This is a genomic window from Psychrobacter sp. FME13, from assembly GCF_014861395.1.
Lineage (GTDB): Bacteria > Pseudomonadota > Gammaproteobacteria > Pseudomonadales > Moraxellaceae > Psychrobacter.
On the sequence record NZ_RRYV01000202.1, the window covers coordinates 1 to 4,514 of the forward strand.

Here is a 4,514-nt window from a genome sequence, read left to right on the forward strand (position 1 = left end):
GTGGTAATCGTTTAGTTGATTTATTTTATAACATTTTTGTGGTCATCTGACTATAGTTGCGAAGCTCTCGTTGGTGAGTTAATGGTGCATAAAAACAATATTACTTACAAAGCAGATTTAGTCTTTGTAGATGTAACTTCTTCATCAGGACAAAATATTAAAAAATCGAATGATTTTCAAAATTATTTAAAATTAAAGTCTTTTAATCAAGCTTTAATAAGAGCGGAACCAGTAGCAGAAACAAAGCTCGACTTAAATAAACTATCAAAAAATAAAAATAATAAAAGAGTTCTTAAATTTTTATTAAATATTAAAGCCGGTGTTCCTAAGGTACCAAATGCTAGCAAGTTAACATCTGAGCAACGCGAAAAGGCAGAGTCTGCAGCTCGCTCAAAATTTATGAATATGATTAAAGAAGAGCTTTCAGCAATTTTCATAAATCATGGCGACCAAGCTCCTATTGGTTTGACTGGTCGCAAAATCAAGTTAAACGACCCTTATAATCTTAGAACTTTTATTTTTTATTTAGATTTTAATATCAGTCGAATTAATGGGTTTGCCCCTGGAGACAAATTATCAAGCGGTAAGTTTAGGTGGGGGAACATTGTTATAATCTTCGCACAAGCAGCTACCAATAACGATACACTTGTTCATGAAATAGGTCATAGTTTAACGCTACGCCATGTATTTGATTCCAAGGCTCCATATACCTTTCATCAAGGTTTCAGTGATAAAGTAATGGACTATACTTGGCAAGCCATTAGTAAAAGAGCAAATAGCAATAAGCGTATGTCATTTACTAGATATCAATGGTATAAAATGCAAAAAGATACAAGTATTTATAGAATATAAAGGAAGAATTATGAAATTATTAAGATTTTCTATTATTACCTTATTATCAAGTTTTTCATTAATAGCTTGTGATAATAAGTTAACTGAACTCAAAGACATAGAGCAAAATCAAAGTACTGACAACCCCGTCTCAAATACAGATAACGGATTAACCAGTCAACAGTATCCAGCAATAGATGGAGATATAGATGAAATAGAAAATGATTTTTCAGTTGATTTGGAACCAAGAGTAACAAGTACGCCGGCAAAGCAATCCCAGACACGCTTTTCTTTGCCACAATTAAATACAGAGAAGTTAAAGACCTCATTCTATGATGATATGCAAGTTGAAAAAATTGAGGGAGAAAATATAAATGAAGACCTTAATAGTTTTTATGGTTTAGTTCAATATTCCGATGATACTTTTATTCATTATTCTTTTGAGAAAGAAAAGGATCAATATTTTGGCAAACTATTTTACGTAGCAGTACCTCAAAAACCTACTGAAGCTTTTAGTAATTTTCAGAAAAACATTATCTATAAGATGATAGATGTAAGTGGTGCAGATAATCCTCCTCAGTTCTTCCAAGAATTGTTAGATAGTCCAAAGATTACAAAGTATACAGAATGTGTTGTGCAGCAGAAACAATCTAAATACGTTATGGTAGAGATGACCTTTTGCGAAGATGATGACAGAACTGATATATCTTTATATAATCCTAAGTCTTAGAACAAGATCCCATCATTCCAAACTATCCAAGCAGTAATTAAAATGGTTCATTTGACCACTTGATCATAGATAAGACTAATTTGGACTGCTTTTACTTCAAACCATTTTCGGGTAGCTTTTTATACTTATACATAAGTAACAATGACATCACCACCATCATCCCCTATATCACATTCATAACTAAACCTAAAACACAGCTATTTTATCAAGTGAAAAACGATATTAAGTTAAAAGATACTGATATCTACTTTTCTTATGTTCGCTTTAATGGTTTGCTCTTTGAGCTGTGGGGGCGAAATACTACTCATGAACTTGAACACTGTAGGTTTGATATGTTGAGTGGCCTAACAATTCATTAGTTATATTTTTTACCTAACAAAGGACGTTGTAACTGTGGATAATTTATTATGAAAAATTTGATTTTATTAGCCTCCACGCTTATCTTCTGTGGCTGCACAATGGATGATACAAAACTAAATATTAATCATTCATTGGATGCAAGTCAGGCTTTGAGTGTAGAAAAAAATAGCCCTGAGACCACATCAAACGATAAATCAATATATCTATACAACTCCCCATCGGATCCATCCATAATAGATGATTATGATTTCAAACCTTTTGAGTCTGAAGGTAAATGGGGCTATAAGTACCATGGAAAAGTTGTCATTGCACCTGAGTACTCATTTGCAGGAGAATTTTTAAGTGGTTATTCTAGAGTTAAAAAAATAATAAATGGGGGCTAATAAATACAAAAGGTGAAGTTCTACTGCCTTTTGAGTATGACAATATAGATATGTTCAATGAAGGGTTCGCATCAGTTCAAAGAAACGGTAAACGCGGCTTTATCAACGAGCAGTTTGTAGAAGTAATTGAGTGTCAATACGATGAAGGCTATGATTTTAACGAAGGCCTAGCGAATGTTAAGCTAAATAACAAATGGGGATTTATTAATAAAAAAGGAGAAGTCATTATTCCATTTATATATGATGACGCTGATAGATTCAGAGATGGAGAAGCTCAGGTTATCAAAGATGATGAAACGTTTTTAATAACTATGAGTGGAAAACGTCTGGATACTCCAGTTACTACTGATTATTTATATCAGCTTGAATAATAAAAGTTTTGACCCCTGCCTTTAAATCCGTACAGATAAACTTAACTCTTTTAACAGGCTTAACAATTAATTAGGTGTATTTCGTGGTTAAACTTATTTTTGTAGCAATGTCACTCTCATTAGCAAGCTGTACAAGCTTAAGTACTCCAAAAGTCATGGCTAGTGAGCCAGCATTACTGCAAGATGATGAACAGGCAATGATAAATGAACCTGTAAATAATGACAAACCAGTAATGTGTCATGAACCGACAGGCTATGACAACCAACCTATACCACTGGATACTGGAGTATTGAGAGAGACTCCTATTGATGTCATACCGAAAGAGCTATTTATTGAAAGATTAAAAGCCTCTCCCTTATGGGAGCAAACAGAACGTAAAGATGAAGACAGATCCAGTTTTAGATTAAGTGAGATTAATGGCTTTCTTCAAATCCAAGGTGATGGTAGTTTTTCGAAGTCAGAAAAGATAACTAAAATTGCTTATTCACCTTTAAACGTAAAACAAAGAAACAAGTATGGACATCAGCTATTGGATCAAGAAAAAAGTGCTATGACAGAAATTATCAATATAGTCATTAATGATCACGATAAAGCTGCTGCAATACTGAATCAGCTTTATCAGCAATATTCAGTCAAAGTAGAAAACAACGAAATCCTAAGTGACAATGAAACCTTACATACTTATATTCGTTATAACAATATATTGTTTGAGCTTTGGGGCATGAACCGAACCAGTCATTCTATCAAAGAGTGCAACTTGGCTATGTTAACAGGCTTGACAATTAATTAGGTGTGTTTCGTGGTTAAACTTATTTTTATAGCAATGTCACTGTCATTAGCAAGTTGTACAACCGCAAGTATTTCAAAAGTCATGGCTAGTGAGCCAGCACTACTGCAAGATGGTGAACAGGCAATAATAAATGAACCTGTCAATAATAACAAACCAGTAATATGCTATGAACCACCCGAATATGATAATCCACCGGAACTGCCTGATACAGGAGTGCGCAGAGAGACTCCTATTGATGTCATACCGAAAGAGCTATTTATCGAAAGATTGGAAGCATCTCCTTTATGGGAAAAAGTAAGTTATTCTAATCACTTTGAACGTGATTTTTTACTGGAGAAAGTTAACGGTTTTCTTCAAATCCAAGGTGATGGTGGTTTTTCGAAATCAGAAAGCATAACTAACATTGCTTACTTTCCCTTAGATATTGATGAAAGAAATAAATATGGACATCAACTATTGGATCAAGAAAATTTTGCTATGACGGAGATTATTGATTTAGTGATTGATGATCATGATAAAGCTGCTGCAATACTAGATCAGCTTTATCAGCAATATATGGCTAAAGTTAGGAGTAATGAAATGTTGAGTGATAATGAAACTATACATACTTATATTCGCCATGACGGTGTCTTATTTGAACTTTGGGGTGCAAATAGAACTAAATATGATATAGCAGAATGTAACCTAAAAATGTTAATGACGCTGACAATCAGTTAACAATTGAACATGATTAAGCTTAACTCCTACTGTCAAATCCGTAGATATAATCTTGGTGACAAACCTGTCACCAAGATTATATCTACACAGGTAAAGGTGACACAGACCCTATCGCTAGTAACGATAATGAAGAAGGGCGAACCCGTAACCGCCGTATTGAGTTTACGCTCGCCGAATAACATTACCTTTGAATGATATTGCCCTAAGAATAGGAACACTACCATGTTACGCTTGACCAACACCGTGCTGCCCATGCACCCTGACAGGCTATATGCCAGTGAAGGCAGCACTCAAGCCCTCTATCCAAGTGCGCAGCAAGACATCAGTGCTC

General features: G+C 34.4%; 6 protein-coding genes. All 6 read left to right on the plus strand.

The features are described 5' to 3' along the window. Positions 1 to 81 precede the first annotated feature (81 nt). Positions 82 to 852 carry a hypothetical protein gene (locus EI164_RS14755; protein ID WP_192520672.1) on the plus strand — a complete coding sequence of 257 codons (771 nt, stop codon included), beginning with the start codon at positions 82 to 84 and terminating at the stop codon, positions 850 to 852. Between the two features lie 10 nt (positions 853 to 862). Next, entirely contained in the window at positions 863 to 1,561 is a 699-nt protein-coding gene (locus EI164_RS14760; RefSeq protein WP_192520673.1) for a hypothetical protein, read from the plus strand. Positions 1,562 to 1,968: 407 nt separating this feature from the next. After that, positions 1,969 to 2,304 carry a WG repeat-containing protein gene (locus EI164_RS14765; protein WP_192520674.1) on the plus strand — a complete coding sequence of 112 codons (336 nt, stop codon included), beginning with the start codon at positions 1,969 to 1,971 and terminating at the stop codon, positions 2,302 to 2,304. A 50-nt stretch (positions 2,305 to 2,354) separates the two neighbouring features. Beyond that, entirely contained in the window at positions 2,355 to 2,675 is a 321-nt protein-coding gene (locus EI164_RS14770) for a WG repeat-containing protein (protein ID WP_192520675.1), read from the plus strand. An 83-nt stretch (positions 2,676 to 2,758) separates the two neighbouring features. Beyond that, on the plus strand, positions 2,759 to 3,466 hold the full coding sequence (locus EI164_RS14775; protein WP_192520676.1) for a hypothetical protein: 708 nt from the start codon (positions 2,759 to 2,761) through the stop codon (positions 3,464 to 3,466). A gap of 9 nt (positions 3,467 to 3,475) precedes the next feature. After that, positions 3,476 to 4,183, plus strand: coding sequence for a hypothetical protein (locus EI164_RS14780; protein ID WP_192520677.1), 708 nt, complete (start codon positions 3,476 to 3,478; stop codon positions 4,181 to 4,183). The last annotated feature ends 331 nt before the right edge of the window (positions 4,184 to 4,514 follow it).